Origin of the sequence: Bacillus cereus group sp. BceL291 (assembly GCF_051776705.1) — a bacterium.
Taxonomy (GTDB): Bacteria; Bacillota; Bacilli; order Bacillales; family Bacillaceae_G; genus Bacillus_A; species Bacillus_A cereus.
On record NZ_JBPWAP010000004.1, the window covers coordinates 165,785 to 187,835 of the forward strand.

The window sequence follows — 22,051 nt, forward strand, 5'->3', positions numbered from 1 at the left end:
TTGATATTCGTTGAATAAAGGAGAGTTTACATGATAGAAAGTAAAGTTGTAGATTCTATTCCAACTTTGAATGAGAATGATTGTCAAATGTGGTGGGCAAGAATTTCGGATTTACAATCATGGCATTACAATTTACTAAATGATATAGAGCGAGAGAAAGCAAATTCGTATCATCATTCGGCAGATCGAGCTCGTTTTATAATAGGTTGCGTAATAAGTAGATTAGTTCTCGGCAAGATACTTTCTATGTCACCAGTCCAAGTACCAATTGATCGAATGTGCTCAGTATGTAAATTGCAGCATGGAAGACCACAATTACCAGAAGGTATGCCGCAATTATCCGTTTCGCATTCAGGTGAGTGGGTTGTCGTTGCATTTACAAAATCTGCACCTGTTGGCATAGATGTAGAACAAATGAATCCAAGTATAGATGTTATGAAAATGGCAGAAGGTGTATTAACAGACATTGAAATAGCGCAAGTTATGAAACTGCCAAATGAACAGAAAATAGAAGGTTTTTTAACATATTGGACTCGAAAAGAAGCGGTGCTGAAAGCGACAGGTGAAGGACTAATGATTCCACCAGTACATATTACAGTATCAGCTCCAAATGATCCTCCAAACTTGTTGGTTTTTAAGGATAGACAAGAGTTAGCAAGTAATACAATGATGGAAGATGTAAGGCCTAGTTTAGATTATAGGGCTTCTGTTGCAATATTCAGTAAGGAAGTGACTGAAATTACGCAATTAGACGCGGCAGCACTTTTAAATCTTAAATAAAAAAATTACAGAAGAGGTGTTCCTCATGTTAGTAGCGGAAAATAGAAAGAATGAATTCACTTATAATGTACAAGCAATTAAAAATATTTTATTTTCTGGAGATACATCATCCATTCATGCTTTAGAAAAGCTTTTAAATGATACAGTTCAGTTTGATGTTCTTGAACAAGAGGCACTTGGTAGACAGTACATTCCGAAAGAAGCAAAGAATTTTTTTGATAAAGATGGAACATTTCTTTACCGTGTATCTAATGTTAGTTATAAAGGAAAGGTGTTATCTGAAAATCTAATTTTTGCAGACACTTCGTTTTTACCGGACGCAATAAAGAGTGAATTAGAGAGTGGAAATATTCCTGTTGAAAAGCTTATAGAAAAGATGGAAGTAAGAAGAAACGTATTATATGAAGGATATCAGCCATCTGGAAATATTATTGAATTGTTTGATGGATGTTCTGTTACAGCGAATGTGTATCCAACTAGAAAGTATCAAATTGTAAGTAACTGCAAATGTGTATTTTATATTTGTGAAGTGTATCATGCAGAGAATATAAAGCAATTACTTAAATAAAAACAAGAAACCAGCCTATAAAATGGCTGGTTTCTTGTTTTTATTTAACAGCTTCTTTTAATTCTTTACCTGCTTTAAATGCAGGAACTTTACCAGCGGCGATTTGAATTTCTTCGCCAGTTTGCGGATTACGTCCTGTACGAGCAGATCTTTCGCGTACTTCAAAAGTTCCAAACCCGATTAGTTGAACTTTATCTCCAGATTGTAATGCATTAGCAATTGTGTCAAATACGGATTGTACAGCTGCAGAAGCGTCCTTTTGAGAAATATCAGCTGATTGAGCTACGTTTTTAATTAATTCTGTTTTGTTCATGTTTTCACCTCATAAAAAAATTTTTGGAATGAATGTTTTAGTATAATAGATAGTAAAGATAAAGCTATCACTATGATTAGAAAGAATACTATATAATTATGTTAATTTCGTTGCAAGAGACTGAATCCCTTCTATTATTTAGGGATTAATTAAGAATCGATGCATATAAAAAGCTTTAATATGAGGATGAGGGGGAGTATACGAATGATTTTTCGTGAAAAAAATGAGAAGGAAAGTATTTTAATTCGTCAACATGATCATGGTTTTTTAGCTGGAGAGATTGCAAAGCATATAAAAGAAGACTTTTTTGAAGATAAAACATATTTAAAAGAAACAGTTGATGCAATATATGAGCATGACAGAGGATGGATAGAGCTTGATAAAGTACCAATTTTGAATGATGCTAAAAATATTCCATATACATTTATGGATTGTCCAAGCCCATTACGTTTTGCTTTTTATACGATTGGATTGAATGAAATTGAAAATTCTAATCCATACGGGGCATTGCTTTGTAGTAAACATTTTTTATCATTTCCACTAAACGAGGAAGATGAAGAGATGATGTCATTTTATAAACATGAATTAGAACGACAAAAAAGAATTTTGAAAACGTTAACAAAGGAACAGTTTGCGATGTTCGATAAGCATTATAGATTATTAAAGTTTTGTGATGAACTTTCTTTATACGTATGTATGAATAAGCCTGGTGTCAAAAAGAAAGATGAAATTGACTTATTTAAAGATGGTTTTGAAGGAACAGAAATGTTTAATAGTAAAGAGGAGAAACTTATTCAAGCTCAATGGGTGGACGAGGAAACAATTCGGATTACACCATTTCCATTTCAAACGGAATTTTATACGTATGTAAAATATAAAACGATAAATAAGCATGAAATGAAAGAAAAAGGGATTGCAAAGGCTGATAGAGAATCAGAAATGAAGAAACAAACCATTCGTTTCATACAATAAGGAGGTAATATAAATTGAAAGAGTATATATTAAAACAGTGTGATTATCATGCTTGGGCTAATACTAGATTATTCAATCGATTAAAAGAGTTACCAAACTATGAGACAATTTTTAATGAGCAGATACAGAGTGTATTCCCATCCATTAAGGATACTTTTGTGCATATTTATATTACAGATCAAGTGTGGTTACATATATTGCATGGTAAAAGTATGAATGAAGCAATACAAGACCGAGAAGATTTACGAAAACAAATTGAAACTAAATCGTTACATGAATTAGAAAAAATGTTTGAAAACATGGCAAATCAATATAAAGAGTTTTTAATTACAATACAAGATGTGAATGCTGTATTTGTTATTGAGAATCCATACGTAGGGAAATTAGAAACTTCGATTTTAGAATTAGTGCAACATGTCGTAAATCATGGTACATATCATAGAGGAAATATAACAGCGATGATTCGTCAACTTGGTCATTCATCGACAATGATGGATTTTGTACTGTATTTACATATGGTTAAAAAGCGGGGAGAGTAATATAGTTTGTAAGAAGGAGAGGCTTTAATTATAGAAGTCTCTCCTTCTATTTTATTCTGCATTCATGGTAGATCGACTGATTAAAGTTTTCTTAAGAAGCTTTATTTTCTTGTAATTGCTTAGCGTATTGTACAGCCTTATATGCATTGACTCTACCGTTTTTCCAGTACGTACCTGTACCACTAATTTTATCAGTAGTAGACTCAATAATTTGGCGGATTTGCGTATTGCTATATCCTTGATTTGCTAAAAGAGCTGCGACTCCTGCAACATGAGGTGTTGCCATAGATGTACCACTTAATGATTGATACGTGCTTCCTTTATATGTTGAATATATATTTGAACCTGGTGCTGCAACATCTACCCAGCTACCATAAGTAGAGAATGAAGATTTTCTATCTGATTGATCTGTAGAAGCAACTGCAATTACTTCGCTGTAATAAGCAGGGTAATTAGCTTTTGTATTTCCAGCATTTCCAGCAGCTGCAACTATAACAGAGCCTTTATTCCATGCATATTGAACGGCTTGTTGTAATGCAGTACCACCATTTGGAGCTCCTAAACTTAAACTAATTACTTTTGCACCCGAATCAGCAGCTTCTCGAATACCTTGCGCTACAGCATCAAGAGTACCACTTCCTTGATTATCTAATACGCGGACAGCATAAATTGAAGTTTGTGGGGCAACACCAGCAATTCCGACGCTGTTATTCGTAAGTGCTCCAGTAATTCCAGCGCAATGTGTACCATGACCATTACCATCATCAGATGTATTGTCGTTATCAACATAATCATGCCCGTAAATTACTTTCGAAGCCAGATCAGGGTGTGAGCCTTGAACCCCTGTATCAATAATAGCTACTTTTACACCAGGATCACTTCGTTGGCTATCCCAAGCTTGTGGAGCTTGAATCTTTTGTAACCCGTATTGATTATTAAAATATGGGTCGTTTGGAGTCCAAAAGGCGTGAACGTAATAATTCGGTTCTGCATATTCCACATCTGGATTATTTTTATAGCTCTTTATTTTTTCTTTTACAGTACCTTTTGAAAATTGTACGACTTCAAAACCTAACTTATCATCTTTAGATAAGACATTAGCTCCGACAGATTTATGAAAAGATTGCACATTACTTAAAGATGCATTTTGTTTGAACTTAACGATTAATTGGTTAGGAACGTAATCAGTAGATGATGTTTCAGCGCTTGAAGTATTCGTGTTAAAGAAGAAACCACCAATGATAAATGACAAAACAGATAGGAAAACGATGATTTTGTTTTTCAAAAGATTTTTCCTCCCTTTTCTTGGATGAGTTTTTCAGTGACACCTTAATGTCGCATTCCTTTTCAACTATATAGTTAGACCATACGATTTATGACATTTATGTGAAAAACTTTTGAAGGAATAAAAAGGAGTGAATATTGATATAAATATATTTTTAATGATAGTAATTGAGTAAAAGAGGGGATGAAAAAAGGAATGCTCATCATGTATGAGTCATTCCTTTTTTCATAGATTAACTTGCCTGTTTTTTATTATTTTCTTTCAATTTCTCTGCTTGTAAAAAGCGATTCGTTTCAGCAACAACAATACTACTTAATCCAATTAGACCAATCAAGTTTGGAATTGCCATAAGTCCATTTGCAATATCAGCAAATGTCCATACGATTCCTAGCTTTAAATTAGCACCAATTGCAATCATAACAATAAAGATTGCTTTATAATATTTAACTGCACTTTCTCCGAATAAATAAGCTACACATTTTTCTCCATAATACGACCAGCCTAAAATAGTAGAGTAGGCAAATAAAATAATTGCGATACCGAGAATCATACTACCAGCAGTACCAAATACAGATTGGAATGCAAGTGTTGTAGCTTCAACGCCAGTTTTACCAGATCTCCAAGCACCTGTAGTAATTAATACTAGTCCTGTAATTGTACATACAATAAACGTATCTAGAAAAGTACCAGTCATTGAAACTAAAGCTTGCTTTGCAGGCGAATCAGTTTTTGCCGCCGCCGCGGCAATAGGGGCACTCCCTAAACCAGCTTCGTTCGCAAATACACCACGCGCCATTCCGATTTGAATAGCTGATGCAACTGTTGCCCCAATAAAACCACCAGCAGCTGCTGTACCATTAAATGCACCAGAAAAAATAAGTGAAAATGCTTCTGGAATTTGGTCGTAGTGATAGAAAATAATTATAAGACCAGCAATTATATAAAAGAAAGCTTTAATAGGAACGACATATCCCGTCACTTTCCCAATTTTTTTTACACCGCCTAAAATAACAATTGCGATTAAAAATGACATTACTATACCAGTTAAAGCAGGAGGGAAAGAGAAATTAATTCGCATTGCCTCTGCAACTGAGTTAGATTGCACCATATTACCAATACCGAAAGAAGCAGTTGTGCCGAATATAGCGAATAATACTGCCAGCCATTTCTTACCTAAACCACGCTCTAAATAATACATTGGTCCACCTGAATATTCACCATTTTCATTACTAACACGGTATTTTACTGCAAGTATTGCCTCGGCATACTTTGTTGCCATACCGAATAAAGCGGTAATCCACATCCAAAATATTGCACCAGGACCACCAATTGTAACAGCTGTTGCAACACCGGCTATATTTCCCATACCAATCGTTGCGGCCATAGCTGTCATGAGTGCTTGGAAGTGACTAATATCTCCAGAAGAAGAGGTATCTTCTGATTTTTTAAATGCTAGTTTGTGAGCGTATAATAGTTTACTAAACTGTAAACCTTTTAAACGCACTGTGAGAATGATACCTGTTCCAACGAGTAGCAACAAAGTTGGTAATCCCCACACGTATTGATTCATTTGTTCTAATACTTTACTTACTGTCTCCATCTTTATTCTCCTTTATTTAGAAAAAATAAAAACCACTTCAAGTAAATGAAATGGTCTCTGGAGAAACAAGGGATAGAAAAATAAACCGATACAAATCGGCATTTTCTTTCGCTTGTCTCTGTCCTTTTACCTGAGAGATTATCCGCTATAGTAGCGGATTTGCTCCTTCGGTGCTCGTTTTCCTCCGCGCTCTATGAAAGCGAGAGGGAGTCTCTCCAGAGATTCGTCCCCATGCAGTTCTACTTGTAACCAAGACCTGAGAGTTTCAAAGCTGGTATAACAACTTTTTGCCCCGTCGGTAGATCAATAGACCTTCTCCTGAATGGTTCATCCGAATTATAAAATTTATAAACACATTGATTGTAAATCAATAAAAATATTATAGACATACAAATTGTGAATTGCAATCATTTTTTTATTTTAAAATAGTAAATAGTTTTATTTTTTTGTAAGTCCTAATTTATCTTCAACTTCATTTAAAGTAGATAAAGCGATGACAATATGTTGATCCGCAAGTCCTAAAGCTTGTTTTGTTTTTTCAATAGTTTCATCGGTTGGAGTAGAGTTATTTGCTCCGTCTATAATTAAATTTGCTGCATTTTTCATGAAATTTGATGCGGATTTAAACTGAGTTGTGAACTGAAGTAGTTGTTTTTGTATATCTATATCTGTTATGTTTTCTTCAATTTTAAGCGTGTCTATTTCGTTCATAATTGTTTCGTACTGCTTGGAAACAGCACTCATTGTAACTAATAGTTTATTTCGATCTACTGAATCTCCATTCGTGTTAATCTCTTCCCAGGCAGGTAACCAATCTTTTTCGATGATGTCATTATAATGAGTAGTCAATTCATTAATTTTAGGTTGTAATTTAGTTTTGAAAGTTTTTGTCTCCGCTGTTTCTACAGTTGCTTTTTCGTGGTTATTTTTAACATTAGTAACGTAGAAAATTGTACCAAAAATGATGAAAATAGAAATAACAACTGTCCATTTAGTAAAAAGTAATTTCTGCAATATGTAACGCCTCCAAAATTTAAAAACTTATAATTATAATATATAATAATAATGTTGTTTTAAGTAGAGAAAATAGGTTAGAAATGATTTAAAATATATCTTTTCTATACATAAATAATTAAAGTTAGTAAAATGATGAAAGTTATATGTGAGAAAAGAGGGTTTTTAGTGAAAATGAATAGAAGAAAACTAGTTTCAAGTATTTCAATGGCTATGTTATTAGTTGGTGTAATTGCATTCATATTTATGAATAAAGAATCTAAAATTAAAGGTTTTCCAGTACCAATGTCAGCAATTCATATTAACGATGATAAGGAAGAGGACTATCAATATATAAGTGTAATGCCGATTACAAAGGCGAGTGGATGGGAGAACTTAGGGGAAAACGGGCATACTGTTAGTTTTAAAAAAGGGGAGCGGAAGGTAACAGTAGTACATTATCCAGGAGACATTACGTATTATTTATTTGAGAAAAAGATGAATAAGGGAGATTAGCTAAAAATGTAATTCATTAAGAGTTACATCTTTTTTTATTCTGAATCATTTGAAATTAAATTCGATAGATGTTTTGATAGATGTAGTGATAAATATGATTAGTTCTATATGTCTATAAAGAGTATTAGGGTGATTATAAAAATATTATGTGAACTAATTATTGTGAGAAGAAGATAAATTATATGCTAAAGGGGGAATTAAAAATGCTACTAAAAACAATCTACTGTAAGGTGGAAGAAGAGAAAAAGGAATTGTTTTCAAATGCGCAAGGAAAATGGCGTGATATACGGCACCTAGATGGGTTTCATGGACAATTTGGTGGATGGTATGAAGATGAGGCATGTGTATTTACTTTATGGGAAGATAGAAGTGCATATCAATTATTTATGAATGGTGCTCACGATACAATTTATTTAAATAGTAATCAAGAGGATACGTTTCTTTCATGTGAAATTGAATTATTTCAAACGTTGTATGATATAACTGATACGCATTTGAAAGACGTTGTTAAAGAAGGATCATTCGTAAGAGTTGCTATATGTGATGTAAAGATGGAAAAGGAAAATCATTTTTTACATAAGCAAGAAACAATTTGGAATAAAGGAATGGAAAAAGCAAAAGGCATGTTAGGTGGAGTAGTTGGGAAGTCTTTAAAAAATAAAAATCGTTACATAGTGTTAACGTATTGGAAAGATGAAAAGACGCATCAACATTATGTGGAAGAGATTTTCCCAGGTTTATATAAATTAGCTAATATTCATGAAGAGATAGAAGAGATAAAAGGAAAACAAGCTGTATGTAAGGAAGAATGGCTTGTATATTAAACGCTGAAAAAGTGCATAAATGAATGTATAATAAAGATATTTTCTTATAAACAAGTAATTAATAGAAGACGTTATATACCCTTTCATGTTAATATATTTAAGTTATAATAGGAGGCTTACCCTTTTGTATTGTACGGTAGAAGCAGTGTGAGCTTGAAATTTTTTTTAGAAAAGGATGTGCCTAATTTGCGTATCAATAAATTTATTAGTGAAGCTGGAAAAGCGTCTCGACGTGGAGCGGATAAACTAATTAATGAGAGAAGAGTAATTATTAACGGTAAGGTTGCAAAAATTGGTGACCAAGTGAACCCAGGTGATGATGTACGAGTAAATGGAGAGCAGCTTCGAATTGCTCGAGATCACGTATATATCGCTTTAAATAAACCAGTAGGTATTACATGTACGAGTGAAAAATCAGTAAAAGGTAATATTATTGATTTAGTGAATCATCCTTTACGAATTAGCCACATTGGACGTCTTGATAAAGACTCTGACGGTTTAATTTTGTTAACGAATGATGGCGATATTGTTAATGAGATTTTACGTGCTGAAAACAAACATGAGAAAGAATATATCGTTTCAGTAGATAAGCCAATTACACCTGATTTCTTAGAGAAAATGGCAGCGGGTGTTAAAATTTTAGGAACAAAAACGCTTCCTTGTGAGATTACACAGTTATCAAAATATGAGTTCCAAATTATTTTAACACAAGGGCTAAATCGCCAAATTCGCCGTATGTGTGAAGCTTTAGGTTATCAAGTATACACGTTAAAACGTACGAGAATTATGAATATTGAATTGAATAATTTACCAGTTGGGCAGTGGAGAGATTTAACGAAGAAAGAGAAAAGACGTCTATTTGCAGACTTAAATTACGAACCACAAGATTGGTAAAATTGTGAAGTGAAACCAAAAAAATTTGGTTTCGCTTTTTTAAATTAAATAAATAATTTTTTTAAACACTTGCAAAAATAAAATGAATAAGATATATTAAATAACAATAAATGGATGTTTTACAAAAAGCAAAGAAAAGGACACGAGTTATTTTACCCGGTTATACAGAGAAGGAAGGAAAGCTGAGAACTTCCTAACGCAGAAAAATAACTTACCACCTTAGAGCTGCACTAGGGAAATTAAGTATCTAGTGCCGTGTATGCGACGTTATCGCAAAAGAAGCCATTATGTTTTTTTGTGATGGGAATCTGGGTGGAACCACGGATATAAGCATATTCGTCCCTATATTTAGGGATGAATATGCTTTTTTGCATTCAATTTCATAATAAGCGAAGAAAAGGACACGAGTTATTTTACCCGGTTATACAGAGAAGGAAGGAAAGCTGAGAACTTCCTAACGCAGAAAAATAACTTACCACCTTAGAGCTGCACTGGGGAAATTAAGTATCTAGTGCCGTATAAACGACGTTACCGTAAAAGAAGCCATTGTTTGTTTACAATGGGAATCTGGGTGGAACCACGGGTAAAAGCACGCTCGTCCCTATTTTAGGGATGAGTGTGCTTTTTATTATGAAATGGAGAGATGAAAAATGAAAGAACAAATGATTGAAATTAAATTTCCAGATGGTAGGGTTAAAGAATTTGTAAATGGAGTTACTTTAGAAGAAATTGCTGGATCCATTAGCAGTAGTTTGAAAAAGAAAGCAGTCGCGGGGAAAGTAAATGATGGATTATATGATTTACGCCGAAATATTGAAGAAAATGCGGAAGTGGAAATCATTACTATAGATTCAAATGAAGGGGTAGAAATTGCAAGACACTCCGCAGCACATATTTTAGCGCAAGCTGTAAAAAGATTGTATGGTGATATAAATCTTGGAGTAGGACCTGTTATTGAAAATGGATTTTATTATGATATGGATCTTCCAAGTAGTGTAAACATAGAAGATTTACGAAAAATCGAAAAAGAAATGAAAAAGATCATAAATGAAAATATAAAGATAGAACGAGTTGAGGTTTCTCGAGAAGAAGCAGCTAAACTGTTTCAAGAAATGAACGACCGCTTGAAATTAGAACTTTTAGAAGCAATTCCTAGTGGGGAAAGTGTAACACTATATAAACAAGGTGAATTTGTAGATTTATGTAGAGGACCACATTTACCATCTACAGGTTATTTGAAAGCATTTCAATTAACTCACGTTTCCGGTGCATATTGGCGAGGTGATAGTAATAACCAAGTGCTTCAGCGCATATATGGTGTTGCATTCTCTTCTCAAAAAGAATTAGAAGAGTATTTACATTTCGTTGAAGAAGCAGCAAAAAGAAATCATCGTAAGTTAGGCAGTGAGCTTGAGTTATTTATGTTTTCTGAAGAGGCTCCGGGAATGCCGTTTTATTTACCGAAAGGACAAATGATTCGTAACGAATTGGAAGCATTTTTAAGAGAAATTCAAAAAGAGTACAATTATCAAGAAGTACGCACTCCGTTCATGATGAACCAAGAAGTATGGGAGAGATCAGGGCACTGGGGACATTATAAAGATAATATGTATTTCTCTGAAGTAGATAATAAAAGTTTTGCATTAAAACCGATGAACTGCCCAGGGCACATGCTTATGTTTAAAAATAAATTGCATTCTTATCGTGAATTACCGATTCGTATGTGTGAATTTGGTCAAGTACATCGTCATGAATTTAGTGGTGCGTTAAACGGATTATTAAGAGTACGTACTTTCTGCCAAGATGATGCACATTTATTTGTAACTCCAAAACAAATTGAAGATGAAATTAAATCAGTAATGGCGCAAATTGATTACGTATATAAAACTTTTGGATTCGAATATGAAGTAGAGCTTTCTACTCGTCCAGAAGATTCAATGGGTGATGATAAATTATGGGAGCAAGCAGAAGCGGCATTAGAAAATGTATTACAATCGCTAAATTATAAATATAGACTAAATGAAGGTGACGGTGCATTTTACGGGCCGAAAATTGATTTTCATATTAAAGATGCTTTAAATAGAAGCCACCAGTGCGGAACAATCCAGCTTGATTTCCAAATGCCAGAGAAATTTGATTTAAATTATATAGATGAAAATAATGAAAAGAAAAGACCAGTTGTTATTCACAGGGCAGTTTTAGGGTCATTAGATCGCTTCTTAGCAATATTAATTGAGCACTTTGGAGGTGCGTTCCCGGCATGGGTGGCACCAGTTCAAGTGAAAGTAATTCCAGTTTCAAATGCAGTACATGAACAATATGCCAATGAGATTGCACATAAATTAGCACAAGCTGGAGTTCGTGTTGAACAAGATGCACGAGATGAAAAATTAGGATGTAAAATAAGAGAAACACAAATGCAAAAAGTACCGTATGTTCTTGTTATTGGTGATAAGGAAATGGAAAACGGAGCTGTAAATGTACGTAAATATGGGGAAGAGAAGTCAGAAGTTATTGCGCTAGATGTATTTGTGGCAACTATTGAAGAGGAAATAAAGAATAGAAAATATTGATTGTAAAGAAAACACACTATTAGCAATTAGTGTGTTTTCTTTTTTATCTTACAAAAATGTAAGGTAAATGTAAGCGAAATCGAGGGAACGAGTTGTAGAAAAATGAGAATATGAAGTAGGAAAAAGGTTCATGTTACAGGTGTAACTCTTATTGAATGAATAATTAAAAAATTATTAAGAATTCACATGACAAAATAATAAGAAATATGTGAGAAATTAATTTTATACAAAAGGGATGGAGTGAAAGAGATGTCAACAAATGTAGTTACTGTAGAAAGTGTAGAAAAAACGTATGGGAAAAGAAATGAGAATCAGTCAAAAGCATTAAGGGGTGTATCGTTAAGTATTAAAGAAGGAGAATTTGTCGGGATCATGGGACCTTCTGGGTCTGGAAAAACGACTTTACTTAATGTGATAAGTACACTTGACCAAGCGACAGGTGGTAGTGTGACGATAGCTGGTACAAATATTACTTCTATGAAGGGCAATGCGTTATCTGATTTTCGCTCTCAAAAATTAGGTTTCATTTTTCAAGATTTTAATCTTCTAGAAAACTTATCAATTTATGAAAATATAGCTTTACCACTTTCTTTGCAAGGCGTACCGTCAAGTGAGATTACTGGAAAGGTAAATGACGTTGCGAAGAAATTAGGCATCACCGAAATTTTAACAAAATATCCGACGGCTGTTTCTGGAGGACAAAAGCAAAGAACAGCGGCGGCAAGAGCTTTAGTACATAATCCAGCAATTGTATTAGCAGATGAACCGACAGGTGCGCTTGATAGTAAAAACGCAAAAAGTTTATTAGAAGCGATGCAAGATTTACATGAAAATCACAATGTAAGTATTTTGATGGTTACACACGATGCATTTAGTGCAAGTTATTGTGAGCGTATTTTATTTATTCAAGATGGTCTTCTTTATAAAGAATTAAACCGTCAAGGTACTCGAGAGAATTTCTATCAAGACATTTTAGGTGTGCTCGCTCATATGGGCTCAGCTGCTGAGTCTAAGTAGGGGGTGAAACTATGTTATTTAAATTATCACGTCATAGTATGAAAAAGATGTTAAAAGATTATATGGTTTTACTTATTGGCCTCGTTATTAGTATTAGTATTTTCTACATGTTCCAAACGATGGCGATGAATAGTGAATTTACAAAAGATAATAGTCTAATTAGTAGTATAAGGCTCGTCTTCTGGGTAGGTGCAATACTATTATCCTTCATTACTGTATTTTATATTATATATGCCAACTCTTTCTTGCTCACGTTAAGAAGAAAAGAACTCGGTATGTACATGATGCTTGGTGCGAAAAAGAAAAAAGTAGCACAGTTATTATTTATTGAAACATTCGGTATGGGTATTGTCAGTATTATTATCGGTATTTTAGTAGGGATGTTACTCGCAAGTGTAGCAGGGAACTTTTTAATGAATGGAATGGAAATTTCAGCAAAAGGTAGTTACGCATCTGTATACACACCAGCAATTTTAGTTACAGCTATTTTCTTCTTAATATTATTTTTCATTACTGGCATAATGAACAGTGTCCGATTGTTACGAAAAACTGAACTAGAGTTAATTCGTGAAGATGAAACACTAGATGAAGTGAAGAAAAGTAAAACTCGCATTATTATAATGACAGTACTTGGTGTATTACTAGTAAGTACAGGGTACTATTTTATGATCAATGTAAAAATTTATGCTGAATTAGGTTTTATTATAGCAACCATCGTTACAACACTTGGAACATATTTTATCTTTAGTTCATTACTCCCATTTTTTGTGATGAAAATTAAGGGGAATAAAAAACGAAATGAAACTGGTCTAAATAGTTTTACATATGCACAGCTACGCTTTCGAGTAAATAGTTTATCGAGAGTATTAGGTACTGTAGCAATGTTAATTGCATTAGGCGCAGGTGCGATGACGGCAGGTATGGCGTTCCAAAAAAATGTAGGTATTATGACAGACTTTTCTCGTGTATATGATGTTGTAATTCATGATCCGAATGATCAAGATAAAGCTGCCTTAAAAGAAATGGAAATTGTTGAAGAAAGCAAGTACAAATATAAAGTAGATGGAGAAGCGGTTTATTATTTACGTAACGACTTAACTGCGAAACCACCACTTGTTTCAGACCATTTTGATACAAAAACTTTAAAAGAGCCTATTCGTAAACGTGTGACTGAACCTTTAACTGAACCTGTATATTCAGCTTTAGAGGCTCCTGAATTAGCAAAATTCCCTCAAATGCCAAAGGATTGGGAAGACGCAGTTGTAAGAGAGATACAAATTACGCATAATCAATTTAGCGGAAAACCAGTAAGGATTGCAGACGAAGAGCATTATAAAGGGATTCAAGGAACAGAACATACTGTAACATTAGCAAAAGTAGATGATATGAAAAAATATAAACCGTTATTGATCGAAATAGACAAGAGACAAAAAGAACAAATTGAAAAAGCAACAGGTGAAAAGGTAGACTTATTTACGAAAATGACAATTTATCAGTTTATGAACAGCTTCATGAGCGGAACAATGTTTATGGGATTTTTCCTCGGAATTGCCTTTTTAGCAATGATGGCAAGTTCCCTTATGTTCAAAATATTAACAGGTGCTTCTCGCGACGTACGCCGTTATGAAATGTTACGAAAAATTGGTGTGAGACGCAGTATGTTAACGAAAAGTATATATAAAGAAATTTCATATTTATTTATCTTCCCAGCGATCATTGGCATTTCCCACGTATTAGTAGGGCTTAACTTATTCAGCTTTATATTAGTTGACCCGTTTGTAAAAGTATGGGTGCCAATAGGAATCTTCTTAGTCATTTATTTCATTTATTACTGGATAACCGTTCAACTTTATAAAGGTATGGTAATGCCGAAAGAAGAGGTAGCTAAATAGTTTATGAAAAGAGTCCTTGTGTTGAAAGCAAGGGCTCTTTTCTATGTGTTTTTATAAAAATGTGTATGCGAGATGTTTTCAAATCTTTCTGTAATGAATATAACTTGTTAGACGTAATTCGTTATAACGTTGGATTATCACATTCTCAAACTGTCTTATTAGAAAAGGATTTAAAAAATCCATTGCCTACTAAGCTTCATTCCATGCAGCAAAAACATATTTTGATAAGATAGAAGCAGATCAAAAACAATTTATTACTTTTGAGAAATCAGCTCATTATCCACAATTTGAAGAGAAAGAAAAATTCTATAAGTGGATGTGCGATACATTCATAAAATAAAGTATATCCGAACTTTAGAGAATTGAAATAGTTAGCGAGATGTATAAAGATTTTTAGATGCATAGTATTACATAGTATTAACTGAAGCGAAATTAAATAAAAAGACTCTTGATAAAAAATAAGAGTCTTAAGACAACCAACTATGAATGACTTTTATTTTTATAAAGAGATACAAAAATAAAAAAAGATAGCTGAAGACAAATTGTTTTCAGCTATCTTTTTTCGCCTAAAGTGGAGGTAAATCAATCTTACCTTCTTCAAATAATTCTTTTATCATATGCTTCGTATAACCAGCGGCTTGACCAAATGTGATTTTTGCTGGCATTGGTGCTTCGTTAGCATCTACAACTACATCAATAATACACGGTTTATTTTGTTTTACTGCATTTTCGAAAGCGGGAAGGAGTTCATCTAAATTCTCAACACGGTATCCAATACCTCCACACGCCTCTGCATATTTTGCAAAATCAGGGTTCGTTAAATCTGTTTCGAATTCGATATTACCCATGACTTCTTGCTCGAATTTAATCATCGCAATTTTATTATTGTTTAATACGACGACAACGATTGGTAATTTATATTTTACAGCTGTTACGAAGTCATTCATCGTCATTCCAAATCCGCCATCACCACAAACTGCAAATACTTGTTTATCCGGGAATGCAATTTTTCCAGCAAGAGCACCAGGTAAACCGCAACCAAGTGTTGCGAGCCAGCTAGAAATGACAAATTGCTGGTTTGTCATACGGAAGTGTCTTGCGGTCCATACTGTTACATTTCCAACATCGACTGATAGAATTGCGTCATCATGTGCTACTTGCTGCAGAGCATGCATAACGCGTTGTGGTTTAATTGGAATGGAAGAGTCTTCTTCTTGATCGTGTAATTTATCTTCCCACTTTTTCATCATTTCTTGGTGCTGTTCTAAGAAGGAATGATCTGTGTGTTCTTCAACATTTTCAATTAACCATCGTAATGTTTTATCAGCATCACCAGCTAAACCAATATCTGTCGCATAACGTTTCCCGATTTGGGCAGGATCTGTATCGATATGAATTGTTTTTGCTTTTTCAGGTAAGAAGCCGGTGAACGGATAAGAAGTACCGACCATAATTAAAGTATCTGCATGCTTCATTGCTTCATAAGAAGGTTTCGTTCCAATTAATCCTAATCCACCAATACAAAGAGGGTGTTCATCAGGAATAATTCCTTTAGCTGGTAATGTAAGTACGATTGGAGCACCAATTTGTTCTGCCAATGCAAGTAAAGATTCTCTCGCATGTTTTGTTCCTTTTCCAGCTAAAATCACAGGCTTTTTCGCTTCATTTATTGCGAGTTTCGCTGCATCTAAATCTTCTTTTTGTGGAAACAACTCAGGCAAAGTAAAAGAAGTATTTGTAACACGGGCACCATTTTTCACTTCGAATTTTGGGACATCATCTGGAATAGTAAGAACGGATACACCTTTTTTCGTATAAGCCATTCGAATTGCTTGATTCACTACGGCAGGTAGTTGCTCTGCTGACATAATACGCTGGTTATAAACCGCAACATCATCAAACATTCTTTCTAAATTTACTTCTTGGAAAAAGTCCGTTCCAAGTAAATCGGTTTCTACTTGACCTGAAATTGCTAGAACAGGGGCTTTATCGAGTTTCGCATCATATAAACCATTTAATAAATGAATAGCACCAGGTCCTGCAATTGCCATACAAACGCCAAGTTTTCCTGTTAATTTCGCATAGGCAGCCGCTGCTAATGCACCAGCTTCTTCATGGCGAACTTGAATGAATTTAATTTTATCTTGTTTTTTTCTTAAAGCTTCAATGATAGAATTAATGGAATCTCCAGGCATACCGTATATGTGCTCTACTCCCCAATCAATTAATAAATCAACTAATGCTTCACCTGCTGTTTTCCCAAACATAATTGTTCCTCCTTATAATAGGTAGATAACATTATGTTTTGAATAAAAAGGAAAAATATACAAGTAAGAAATTTATTTAGTTATTTGTAATCCAAGAATCAGTGTGGGAGGAACAAAAGTTTCACTTTAGCAACTTTAATGATGACCAGCGAATAAAGTGAACACTGTTATTAGTAAAAAACCACTAGTTGCCCACATTAGAAATGTAAGGAAAGAGAGCTGTTTCTTAGCTTTCCAAAGCATTTCATGAATTGTGACATATCCAAGTGAACCGATAGCACTTCCCATAATGAGGCCTTGCAGGTGAAGAGCTTTTCCTTCCATCAAAATGCCAAAAACTGTGCCAGTACCGAGAATAAGAGAAAGTAATAAAGTCGTTAATAAAAAGGAAATATATTTATGTTTTGTAAAAAGAAATGGAATAATTAAAGCTAATCCTTCTGGAATATGGTGAACGACGATTGCTATTAAAAAGGGAATGGCAGAGTCATTATGATTTATAAAAGCTGTACCTAACGCAAATCCACTCGGTATATTATGAATAAATATAGCGAAAGAGAGAAAAAGGAAGGTTTGCCATGCTTGTTGATCTTTTTTATGTATCATTGGATGGTGACAATAGTTATCTAATAAGCTCATAACTAAAATACCGATAGCTATACCAAGTATAGGCCCAACCATTTCGTAGCTTGAAAATGTTTCAGGAATAATTTCAAGGGATAAAAGCCCAAGTAAAATACCACCACATAATGCGTATAAACGATGCATCTTTTCTTCAATAAGTTGACGTGTTGCTACTCCAACAGCACCTCCTAATAGTAATCCACCGAACGAAAAAAATGTTACAATCATTGGAATCCATAAACGTTCCATAGTATCACACTCCGATTCTATTCCCTTATTTTTAGCTTACGAAAAGGAAAGTTAGATTAGTCCAAGTAATTGTGTTTGATTATAGAGAAAAAAGTAGTGATTCGTTATAATTTATATATTAATTTTAAGTGAGAAAATGAAAAGGGGAATTGGTTATGCAACAAATTAAAAAAATAGGAAACTCATTTTGGTATATGACACCTGTTTCTGAAACAGATAGGCCTATATTAGGAATGGTCGTTGGACAAGAAAAAACGTTAATGATTGATGCAGGAAATTCAGAAGAACATGCACAATTATTTTTAGAAATGTTAAAAGAACAAAATATATCGAATCCTGATTTTGTAGCATTAACGCATTGGCATTGGGATCATATTTTTGGATTATCTGTATTACAGAATGCATTAACTATTTCGCACGCTGAAACGAAAAAAGAAATGCAGGCAATAGTATCTTATGAATGGACAGATGAAGCGTTGGACGCACGCGTAAAAGAGGGTACTGAAATTGCATTTTGTGCGGATTGTATCAAGAAAGAGTTTGAAGAAAAAGCGAGAAATATTAACATTATTCCTCCAACCTTAACGTTCCAGGATCAAATGGAATTAGACCTTGGTGAAGTGACATGCGTGTTAAAACATGTGGGCGGAGATCATGCGCATGATTCAGTTGTTATGTACATAAAAGAAGAAAAGATATTGTTTGTAGGAGATTGTATATATGCAGATATTTTTTCTTCAAAGTGGAACTATACGACGAAAAGAACGTTTAAATTGATAGATGAATTAGAGAAATTTGATGCTGAGACATATATTCTTTCTCATGGGGAAGCGATAAATCGAGAGGAGTTTTTACAAGAGATTCGCATGTTAAAAGCAGTAGGAACTTATACAGAAGCTCATAAGGGCGATGAAGAGAAGATAAAGGCAGCGTACAAACAAGAACTAGATAGAGAATTAAATGAAGATAAGTTAGAAACAATAACGTATTTTGTCAATGGTTATGAAATGAATAATCTGTAAGACACTACATTAATCAAATATAATTAAATTGCACAAAAAGAGTATTGAAATTTAATTCAATACTCTTTTAAATATTAAGTCCCAAGCAATTTCTAAATTTTTTGGCTGGTTCATCATCTGGATTTATACCACTTTCAAAACTGGTAGTGAAAGGTAACCACTGCCAATCTTCGCATCCTACAAAAGCTACTCTTGACCAATTCTCAATGAATTCAATGAAATTATTCGCAATCTTATACCCATGTCCTTCTCCATCGTCGTGGCTTAGGTAAATTATTGGAGCATCTATATCATCTTTCATATCAAATGCTAAATAATCTCCATTTCCCACTTCACAAAATGCTAATTTGTTGTGCCAAACTACATCATATTCATCATCTAGATTTGAAAAAAACTCGTCAACCAAGTCTTTACGTTCTTTTTCGAATTTAGAAAGACTTTCTAAACTCCAGTGGGGTGTTCCGCAAAAAATATCAGTAAATTCATTTGGTAGCTCTACATCGTCAGGTAAAAACCAGCGTAAGCTAAAATTTCCTGAGAACTCTAAAAGTACTTTTTTGAAGCTATTTGGTAGTTTAATATCCAGTTTTTCTTCTACTTGGATTATTTGTTCAAGGGAAGATGGTTCATCTATACAAACTTCTTGAACTTCACCACCTATGTATTTAATTCTAGAAGTTATAATTTCTATTCGTTCTTTTAGTAACTCATAATCCATCTTATCACCTCATGTTATATTAATTAAAGTATATCATTCTTAATAAATTTTTTTCGTGTTATTGAGGTTTCAAGTAGCAGCTTTTTTAGCTAATTTAGTAATATATTCAAAGAAAACATCGTGTTTTACATCGTAAACGACATTTACAGGTCGTCCATCAGCAGTTTCCTCTGTACGTCCTTGGCTTGGTCCGTATGTATGAACAATACTATTAATTGTTTCAGTTTTTGCAAGGTTAGTGTTTCCGACAAGCGCGGTAGTTAGTACATCCCATAAATAGTAGGTAGAGTTCGTTGAGAAGTGAACGAGAGGGGGAACCATTGCATAGCATTGACCAAGGAAATCCATACCAATATACTTTCGTTCTTTTGCCCATTGTTCACGTATGTTTATAGTTAACGGAACTTGGTTTGTACTTTCTAGTGTCACTAAGTCGATTTTAATTTTTGCATCCCATACACGAGCCACTGCTTCAGGGTCCCAAAACGAATTCCACTCAGCTGTTCCATCATGCTCTGGTTCATGTACATTGCCAGCTTTAAGAAATGTACCACCCATCCAAACAAGGCGCTCAATTTGATCTTCGATTATGGGAGCTTCATATAATGCACGAGCAAGGTCAGTTAGGGGCCCAGTAAATAATAAAGTTGTTTTTTCTTCCGTTTGTAGAAGCGTTTCTATTAAATGATGATGCGCAGGTTTTGCCGTCACGGGTGTTACAACTTTTCCAGACTCATTTAAAATTGGTAAAGCATCTACATAAAATGCATGCATCCGCCAGTCTTTCGGAAACGGGTTTTGCCCGCGAGAGTTTGAAGCGGCTACGGCAATATTACCTTTGCCGAAGCGATCGATAATTTTACGACTGGCAGACATTGCGGGTTCTAAATAGCAGTCTGCTGGGATAACAGATACCCCCGTAAGTTCAATGTTTTCCATTTGAAGTAATAAAAATAATGAAATTAAATCATCTACACCGCCATCATGATTGAAGTACACTTTTTTCTTCATTGTAATCTCCATCCTATATGATTTAGTTAGAAATTAAATATGAATTGAGGAAAAGTCATCAATAATTTCCACCACTTCAATTTCTCCATTAATCAGTAGCTCAGGAAGCTCATTTCTAATATTTCCTTTCCAATACTCTCTAGCTTGTTCGATTTTTTGAGAAAAAGGAATTCCATCTTCTTTCGGTAAAAGATTCCCGTCACCTTCAAAAGAACTTCCGATCACTCGTAGTTTAACAATCTGTAAAACTTCTCGATTGTAAGAATCAAATAATGCTTTCCATTTTAAAGCATCTTCATAGCTTTTTGAAGCGTATAAACAAGATAACCTGGAAGGGTATTCAGGGAATTCTTGTAGTCTAACCATTTCTACAATTGTTTCTCTAACTGCTCTAATTGTTTGATTCATATAACTCACAACTACTTTAGTATTTTCATTATTTATATGTAATTCGTTATTTTTATAGTGTTTATTTAAAATTTGTATGCCATCTTCACCACTAGCATTTAATTGTTCTCTTTCAAAAAAGAAGTGATATAGAGTATTGTGTTGATTTTTGTTAAAAGGAATGATTTGTCCGATATGCATTTTTTTCCTTGTTACGATGTGATATGCGTAAAATTCTGCTTCATTCATGGTTATCCTCCTAGTAATAGTGTAATGCAATGTTAAATTTAGTAATTCAACATTGCGATATATATAACCTCTATAAGTAAAAGTGAGAATTTGAGTAGAAAGGAAAAAATGAAAACGCTTTAAATTTGTTCACAAAATGTTCACTTACGAAGGGGTTTCCAATGTCGATATAATGACAAAGACTCAAAGAGAAAGGATGATGAAATTTGCCAACAACAAGAAAGGAAAACCTCCAATTTGGCATGATGATGTGCCTTGGGATGGTTATCGTAATGACGTTTTACAATTTACTAATGAATGAAACAGGAGGACCAATTTATATTAAAGAGATTGCATTAGAACTATTAATTGGCTTTATTATTGCACTATTAATTGAAATATGTATCGTTGGACCTTGTGCGAAAAAAATTGTATTCATATTGCCATTTGATAAATCTAAAAAAATAAATATTATCGTTGCAATGGCGACAACTATGGTAATTGGAATGGTGTTCTTTATGTCATTTTTCGGTATGGCTATGATGTATTTACATGGTGGACTACAAGGAGATTCATTTGTTTCCATTTATTTTTCGATTTTTATTAAAAATTTCATAATGGCATATCCATTACAATTAATTATTATGGGACCGCTTGTACGTTTCTTATTTGCAAAGTTTGTTATGAAAAAGAAATCTTTTAATGTAGCGTAATTTTTTTTTATAAAACATTATATATAAATAATAAAAAATATACACATCTCGCATTTTTGAGGTGTG

General features: G+C 33.8%; 21 protein-coding genes, 1 pseudogene, 1 riboswitch and 2 other annotated features. Of the genes and pseudogenes, 13 read left to right on the forward strand and 9 right to left on the reverse strand.

What is annotated here, in order from left to right; genetic code table 11:
* The first annotated feature begins 30 nt into the window (after positions 1-30).
* A complete protein-coding gene (gene sfp / locus ACS2CR_RS05470; protein WP_053512256.1) occupies positions 31-780 on the forward strand; it encodes a 4'-phosphopantetheinyl transferase Sfp in 750 nt (249 codons plus the stop codon).
* Positions 781-805: 25 nt separating this feature from the next.
* Positions 806-1,348 carry a hypothetical protein gene (locus ACS2CR_RS05475; RefSeq protein ID WP_000959126.1) on the forward strand — a complete coding sequence of 181 codons (543 nt, stop codon included), beginning with the start codon at positions 806-808 and terminating at the stop codon, positions 1,346-1,348.
* Between the two features lie 40 nt (positions 1,349-1,388).
* Here the strand turns inward: ACS2CR_RS05475 and ACS2CR_RS05480 are convergent, their stop codons facing one another.
* A complete protein-coding gene (locus ACS2CR_RS05480) occupies positions 1,389-1,661 on the reverse strand; it encodes an HU family DNA-binding protein (protein WP_001043905.1) in 273 nt (90 codons plus the stop codon).
* Positions 1,662-1,865: 204 nt separating this feature from the next.
* Here ACS2CR_RS05480 and ACS2CR_RS05485 point away from each other — a divergent pair, with 204 nt between their 5' ends.
* Positions 1,866-2,633, forward strand: a complete 768-nt coding sequence (locus ACS2CR_RS05485; protein WP_000577279.1) for a DUF3891 family protein — start codon at positions 1,866-1,868, stop codon at positions 2,631-2,633.
* A gap of 14 nt (positions 2,634-2,647) precedes the next feature.
* Positions 2,648-3,172: a DinB family protein gene (locus tag ACS2CR_RS05490; protein WP_053512255.1), complete on the forward strand. Its 525-nt coding sequence runs from the start codon at positions 2,648-2,650 to the stop codon at positions 3,170-3,172.
* Between the two features lie 91 nt (positions 3,173-3,263).
* Here ACS2CR_RS05490 and ACS2CR_RS05495 read toward each other — a convergent pair whose 3' ends face one another.
* The 3 genes from ACS2CR_RS05495 to ACS2CR_RS05505 all read right to left on the reverse strand — a co-directional run bounded on the left by ACS2CR_RS05495 (position 3,264) and on the right by ACS2CR_RS05505 (position 7,071).
* The gene (locus ACS2CR_RS05495; protein WP_000790937.1) at positions 3,264-4,457 is read right to left on the reverse strand and encodes a S8 family peptidase; all 1,194 of its coding nucleotides are present in this window, start codon (positions 4,455-4,457) and stop codon (positions 3,264-3,266) included.
* Between the two features lie 232 nt (positions 4,458-4,689).
* Positions 4,690-6,057: an alanine/glycine:cation symporter family protein gene (locus ACS2CR_RS05500; RefSeq protein WP_016109930.1), complete on the reverse strand. Its 1,368-nt coding sequence runs from the start codon at positions 6,055-6,057 to the stop codon at positions 4,690-4,692.
* Between the two features lie 108 nt (positions 6,058-6,165).
* Positions 6,166-6,286, reverse strand: a riboswitch (glycine riboswitch).
* 209 nt (positions 6,287-6,495) lie between these two features.
* Positions 6,496-7,071 (reverse strand): hypothetical protein, encoded by a 576-nt coding sequence (locus ACS2CR_RS05505; protein ID WP_001170884.1) that lies wholly within the window; start codon positions 7,069-7,071, stop codon positions 6,496-6,498.
* A 132-nt stretch (positions 7,072-7,203) separates the two neighbouring features.
* On the opposite strand from ACS2CR_RS05505, the gene ACS2CR_RS05510 reads away from it, so the two are divergent.
* The 7 genes and pseudogenes from ACS2CR_RS05510 to ACS2CR_RS05540 all read left to right on the forward strand — a co-directional run.
* Positions 7,204-7,566, forward strand: a complete 363-nt coding sequence (locus ACS2CR_RS05510) for a hypothetical protein (RefSeq protein WP_002061304.1) — start codon at positions 7,204-7,206, stop codon at positions 7,564-7,566.
* A 203-nt stretch (positions 7,567-7,769) separates the two neighbouring features.
* Entirely contained in the window at positions 7,770-8,390 is a 621-nt protein-coding gene (locus ACS2CR_RS05515; RefSeq protein WP_053512254.1) for a YdbC family protein, read from the forward strand.
* A 186-nt stretch (positions 8,391-8,576) separates the two neighbouring features.
* Positions 8,577-9,284, forward strand: a complete 708-nt coding sequence (gene rluF, locus ACS2CR_RS05520; protein ID WP_001222170.1) for a 23S rRNA pseudouridine(2604) synthase RluF — start codon at positions 8,577-8,579, stop codon at positions 9,282-9,284.
* A 122-nt stretch (positions 9,285-9,406) separates the two neighbouring features.
* Positions 9,407-9,631: a binding site (T-box leader), on the forward strand.
* A gap of 36 nt (positions 9,632-9,667) precedes the next feature.
* Positions 9,668-9,890, forward strand: a binding site (T-box leader).
* Positions 9,891-9,934: 44 nt separating this feature from the next.
* Positions 9,935-11,857, forward strand: coding sequence for a threonine--tRNA ligase (gene thrS, locus ACS2CR_RS05525; protein ID WP_309567800.1), 1,923 nt, complete (start codon positions 9,935-9,937; stop codon positions 11,855-11,857).
* A 249-nt stretch (positions 11,858-12,106) separates the two neighbouring features.
* On the forward strand, positions 12,107-12,874 hold the full coding sequence (locus tag ACS2CR_RS05530) for an ABC transporter ATP-binding protein (protein ID WP_000106426.1): 768 nt from the start codon (positions 12,107-12,109) through the stop codon (positions 12,872-12,874).
* A gap of 11 nt (positions 12,875-12,885) precedes the next feature.
* Positions 12,886-14,766, forward strand: coding sequence for an FtsX-like permease family protein (locus tag ACS2CR_RS05535; protein WP_016109933.1), 1,881 nt, complete (start codon positions 12,886-12,888; stop codon positions 14,764-14,766).
* A 92-nt stretch (positions 14,767-14,858) separates the two neighbouring features.
* Positions 14,859-15,106, forward strand: a pseudogene (locus ACS2CR_RS05540) (hypothetical protein); the annotation flags it as partial.
* 226 nt (positions 15,107-15,332) lie between these two features.
* Here ACS2CR_RS05540 and ACS2CR_RS05545 read toward each other — a convergent pair.
* The gene (locus ACS2CR_RS05545) at positions 15,333-17,033 is read right to left on the reverse strand and encodes a pyruvate oxidase (protein ID WP_000467239.1); all 1,701 of its coding nucleotides are present in this window, start codon (positions 17,031-17,033) and stop codon (positions 15,333-15,335) included.
* A gap of 135 nt (positions 17,034-17,168) precedes the next feature.
* The gene (locus ACS2CR_RS05550) at positions 17,169-17,906 is read right to left on the reverse strand and encodes a ZIP family metal transporter (protein ID WP_000440632.1); all 738 of its coding nucleotides are present in this window, start codon (positions 17,904-17,906) and stop codon (positions 17,169-17,171) included.
* A 155-nt stretch (positions 17,907-18,061) separates the two neighbouring features.
* Between ACS2CR_RS05550 and ACS2CR_RS05555 the strand changes: the two genes are divergently transcribed.
* Positions 18,062-18,928: an MBL fold metallo-hydrolase gene (locus ACS2CR_RS05555; protein WP_016109934.1), complete on the forward strand. Its 867-nt coding sequence runs from the start codon at positions 18,062-18,064 to the stop codon at positions 18,926-18,928.
* A 67-nt stretch (positions 18,929-18,995) separates the two neighbouring features.
* On the opposite strand, the gene ACS2CR_RS05560 is transcribed toward ACS2CR_RS05555, so the two are convergent.
* From ACS2CR_RS05560 to ACS2CR_RS05570, 3 genes are all read right to left on the reverse strand, one after another.
* Positions 18,996-19,646, reverse strand: a complete 651-nt coding sequence (locus ACS2CR_RS05560) for an SMI1/KNR4 family protein (protein ID WP_006918611.1) — start codon at positions 19,644-19,646, stop codon at positions 18,996-18,998.
* Between the two features lie 69 nt (positions 19,647-19,715).
* Positions 19,716-20,669, reverse strand: a complete 954-nt coding sequence (locus tag ACS2CR_RS05565) for a nucleoside hydrolase (protein WP_074644327.1) — start codon at positions 20,667-20,669, stop codon at positions 19,716-19,718.
* Positions 20,670-20,690: 21 nt separating this feature from the next.
* On the reverse strand, positions 20,691-21,293 hold the full coding sequence (locus ACS2CR_RS05570; RefSeq protein ID WP_016109936.1) for a DUF2441 domain-containing protein: 603 nt from the start codon (positions 21,291-21,293) through the stop codon (positions 20,691-20,693).
* 206 nt (positions 21,294-21,499) lie between these two features.
* Here ACS2CR_RS05570 and ACS2CR_RS05575 point away from each other — a divergent pair, with 206 nt between their 5' ends.
* A complete protein-coding gene (locus ACS2CR_RS05575) occupies positions 21,500-21,985 on the forward strand; it encodes a hypothetical protein (RefSeq protein ID WP_002103059.1) in 486 nt (161 codons plus the stop codon).
* The last annotated feature ends 66 nt before the right edge of the window (positions 21,986-22,051 follow it).

Bases quoted from the DNA above. Each gene is read 5' to 3' on its own strand.
- sfp (WP_053512256.1), top strand. From the start codon at position 31: ATGATAGAAAGTAAAGTTGTAGATTCTATTCCAACTTTGAATGAGAAT.
- ACS2CR_RS05475 (WP_000959126.1), top strand. From the start codon at position 806: ATGTTAGTAGCGGAAAATAGAAAGAATGAATTCACTTATAATGTACAA.
- ACS2CR_RS05480 (WP_001043905.1), bottom strand. From the start codon at position 1,661: ATGAACAAAACAGAATTAATTAAAAACGTAGCTCAATCAGCTGATATT.
- ACS2CR_RS05485 (WP_000577279.1), top strand. From the start codon at position 1,866: ATGATTTTTCGTGAAAAAAATGAGAAGGAAAGTATTTTAATTCGTCAA.
- ACS2CR_RS05500 (WP_016109930.1), bottom strand. From the start codon at position 6,057: ATGGAGACAGTAAGTAAAGTATTAGAACAAATGAATCAATACGTGTGG.
- ACS2CR_RS05510 (WP_002061304.1), top strand. From the start codon at position 7,204: ATGATGAAAGTTATATGTGAGAAAAGAGGGTTTTTAGTGAAAATGAAT.
- ACS2CR_RS05515 (WP_053512254.1), top strand. From the start codon at position 7,770: ATGCTACTAAAAACAATCTACTGTAAGGTGGAAGAAGAGAAAAAGGAA.
- thrS (WP_309567800.1), top strand. From the start codon at position 9,935: ATGAAAGAACAAATGATTGAAATTAAATTTCCAGATGGTAGGGTTAAA.
- ACS2CR_RS05530 (WP_000106426.1), top strand. From the start codon at position 12,107: ATGTCAACAAATGTAGTTACTGTAGAAAGTGTAGAAAAAACGTATGGG.
- ACS2CR_RS05535 (WP_016109933.1), top strand. From the start codon at position 12,886: ATGTTATTTAAATTATCACGTCATAGTATGAAAAAGATGTTAAAAGAT.
- ACS2CR_RS05545 (WP_000467239.1), bottom strand. From the start codon at position 17,033: ATGTTTGGGAAAACAGCAGGTGAAGCATTAGTTGATTTATTAATTGAT.
- ACS2CR_RS05550 (WP_000440632.1), bottom strand. From the start codon at position 17,906: ATGGAACGTTTATGGATTCCAATGATTGTAACATTTTTTTCGTTCGGT.
- ACS2CR_RS05555 (WP_016109934.1), top strand. From the start codon at position 18,062: ATGCAACAAATTAAAAAAATAGGAAACTCATTTTGGTATATGACACCT.
- ACS2CR_RS05560 (WP_006918611.1), bottom strand. From the start codon at position 19,646: ATGGATTATGAGTTACTAAAAGAACGAATAGAAATTATAACTTCTAGA.
- ACS2CR_RS05565 (WP_074644327.1), bottom strand. From the start codon at position 20,669: ATGGAGATTACAATGAAGAAAAAAGTGTACTTCAATCATGATGGCGGT.
- ACS2CR_RS05570 (WP_016109936.1), bottom strand. From the start codon at position 21,293: ATGAATGAAGCAGAATTTTACGCATATCACATCGTAACAAGGAAAAAA.